This window comes from Nocardia sp. CC201C, from assembly GCF_030010695.1.
GTDB lineage: Bacteria > Actinomycetota > Actinomycetes > Mycobacteriales > Mycobacteriaceae > Nocardia > Nocardia otitidiscaviarum.
This window is the reverse complement of the sequence record NZ_JASCXP010000629.1, coordinates 1-2,718: the sequence shown is the minus strand read 5'-3', so window position 1 is coordinate 2,718 and position 2,718 is coordinate 1. Positions and strand designations below refer to the sequence as shown.

The 2,718-nt window shown below is 66.5% G+C and carries 4 protein-coding genes; 2 read left to right on the top strand and 2 right to left on the bottom strand.

Annotated features, from left to right (window positions below; translation table 11 throughout):
* The coding region (locus tag QK444_RS35160; RefSeq protein WP_282786300.1) for a hypothetical protein at positions 1-273 on the bottom strand (273 nt) is incomplete at its 3' end.
* Between the two features lie 133 nt (positions 274-406).
* Here QK444_RS35160 and QK444_RS35155 point away from each other — a divergent pair.
* Positions 407-1,198 carry a methyltransferase gene (locus QK444_RS35155; RefSeq protein ID WP_282786299.1) on the top strand — a complete coding sequence of 264 codons (792 nt, stop codon included), beginning with the start codon at positions 407-409 and terminating at the stop codon, positions 1,196-1,198.
* Between the two features lie 53 nt (positions 1,199-1,251).
* On the top strand, positions 1,252-1,806 hold the full coding sequence (locus QK444_RS35150; RefSeq protein ID WP_039813926.1) for a TetR/AcrR family transcriptional regulator: 555 nt from the start codon (positions 1,252-1,254) through the stop codon (positions 1,804-1,806).
* A gap of 7 nt (positions 1,807-1,813) precedes the next feature.
* Here the strand turns inward: QK444_RS35150 and QK444_RS35145 are convergent.
* Positions 1,814-2,718: sensor domain-containing diguanylate cyclase (locus tag QK444_RS35145; protein WP_282786297.1), on the bottom strand; the 905-nt coding region annotated here is incomplete at its 5' end.

Genomic DNA, 2,718 nt, shown 5'->3' with positions numbered 1-2,718 from the left:
ATCCGATTCCAGGGGCAGCGGGCAGGGCTCCCAGAGTCCGTCCGGCTGGTCGCGCAGCACGGTCAGCAGGTGTTCGGCGGCGGCGGCGTCATCCGGGACGGGCAGCAGGACTTCGATGGCACAGCCCTGCTGCGCGAAATGAACGCACCGCCCGGTATTTTCATCACGCAGTTGCAGGAAGCGCGGATTCCAGTCCAGGCCGGATTCGAGGTCCTCCTCTTCGAGAAAGTGCGGCATGCTGCGCAACAGTCCGTCCCACCTGTCCTCACCCATCTCCCTCTCCTCCCGATTCCCGGCGGTTAAGTTACCGGGGGCGGCAATCGCCTTGCCCGGCAAGGGTTGCCGGTGCACAGTGGAGCGCAGCATGGTAGAACGTGTTCTAGTTTTCGCTCGATGAAGGATCTCGATGAACTGGTACACCGGGAATGCCACCTACGACACCGTGCTCGCCATCGGCTTCGCATTCGCGGCCTTCGTGCTGATCGGCGGGCTTTTCGGACAAAGTCCGTACGGTCGATTCGCGACGGCGAAGCTGGGTCTCAACCTGAATCCGAAACTCGGCTGGTGGCTCATGGAGATTCCGGCGACCGTGGTTTTCGCGGTCTGCTTCCTGGCCGGGCCGAACCGATTCGAACCCGCCGCGCTGGTGCTGGCCGCCATCTGGGTGCTGCACTACGGCAATCGCGGCTGGTTCTTCCCGCTGTCCATCCGTCAGGTGCCGGGCAAACGCGGCAGTTTCAACATCTCGGTGCTGGCCATGGGCATGTTCGTCACCGCCCTGCACGGCTACCTCAACGGCACCCTGTTCAGCCACGACTACCTGGACCGGTACGACACCGACTGGCTCACCGACCCGCGCTTCCTGATCGGCCTGGTGGTCTACCTGTGCGGCTTCGCGCTACTGGTCCACTCCGAGAGGATTGTTCGCAATCTTCGCGACAAGAACGATCCGGGCGCAACGGAATACAAGATCCCCTACGGCGGCGGCTTCCGATTCGTCACCAGCCCCACCTATCTCGGCGAGCTGATCGCCTGGACCGGATTCGCCATCCTGACCTGGGCGCTGCCCGGTGTGGTGATCCTGCTGATCACCGTGGGCAATCTGGTGCCGCGCGCCTTCGCCACGCATCGCTGGTACCGGGAGAGGTTCGCCGACTACCCGGTGGAGCGAAAAGCCCTCATTCCCTTCGTGATATGAGAAATTGTCCGACACGGAATTCCCCAGGGACGGGATTGGGCTACGGTAATCGCATGGCGCGTCTGGTGAGTAAAGAACAGTACTTCGACCAGGGCCTCGACGTTTTGGCACAGGCCGGTTTCGCCGGGCTCAATATCGGGGTGCTGTGCCGGGCGCTGGGTGTCACGAGCGGGTCCTTCTACCACCACTTCGGCAGTTGGCAGGGATTCGTGGACGCCCTGCTGGCCTACTGGGAGGGGCAGCAGGCCAGACGGTTGCGCGAGTTGGAGTTCGGCAGCGGCACACCCGAATCCGATGTGGACAAACTGCGCGAACTGACGCTCGGGCTGCACCACCGGGCCGAGGCCGCCATCCGCGCGTGGGGCGCGAACGACGCCTCGGTCGGCACGGTGCTGCGCCGGGTGGACGACGCCCGGCGCCGGATTCTCGGCAAGGCGATCGCCGGGGTGGTGGGGGATCGGGCCGCCGCGGCGCATCTCACCTCGCTCGGCATGGCCATGCTGGTCGGCTATCAGCAGCTCTCGGCGGCCGGGCACCGCGACGACTTCGCCCCGCTGCTGGACGAGTTCGTGCGACTGGTGTTCTCGCACGCGCACGTGGTCGCCTGATCCGGCGCTAACGACCGCGCGGACCGTACGAGTCCCGCGCCCCGCGCTCGAACTTGTTGCGGTACATGGCCGTATCCACCGTGTGCATGAGATCGTCCACCGCCGTCGGCGCACTCTCGGCGACGGCGGTGCCGATACTCGCGCCCAGCGTGACCGGATGTCCGTCCACCGCGAACGGCGCGCCCAGGGCCGCGAGCATCTCCTCGGCCAGCTTCGCCAGCTCGTCGGCATCGCACCGCTCGACCAGCACGATGAACTCGTCGCCGCCGATGCGCGCGGCCATTCCCCCCACCGCGGAGACGGTGTTGAGCAGTCGGGTCGCCACCTCCCGCAGCACCCGGTCGCCGGTGGCGTGGCCGTACTCGTCGTTGATCTCCTTGAAGCCGTCCAGATCCAGATAGCAGACGCCGACCGGCGGCTCGGCCGCGCCGAGCCGGTCGAAGAACAGCAACCGGTTGGGCAGGCCGGTGAGCGGATCGTGGTGGGCGTCGTGCCACAGCCGGTCGGAGAGCTGTTTGCGTTCGGTGATGTCGACGGTGACACCCACCAGGAAGCGCGGCCGCCCGTCGCCGTCGCGTACCACCGACATGGACAGGTCGATGGTCTTGCAGCTGCCGTCGGGGCGCGCGTGCGTGGTCTCGGTGCGGAACCGGTCGGTTTCGCCGGTGAGCAGCCGTTGGAACTGCTCGAAGGCGTCGCCGATATTCTGTGGTCCGAGAATGTCGGCCACCGAACGGCCCGGCATCGCCGCCGCGGGCACACCGAGGGTTTCGGCCATGGCGGCGTTCACGTCCAATACCTGCCCGGTGCTGATGTCGATGGTGCCGATACCGACCGAGGCGGCGGTGAAGATGGCCTCGAACCGCGCCTCCGACAGCTGTCGCCGCGCCTCCGCCTCCCGGGCCGCGGTGA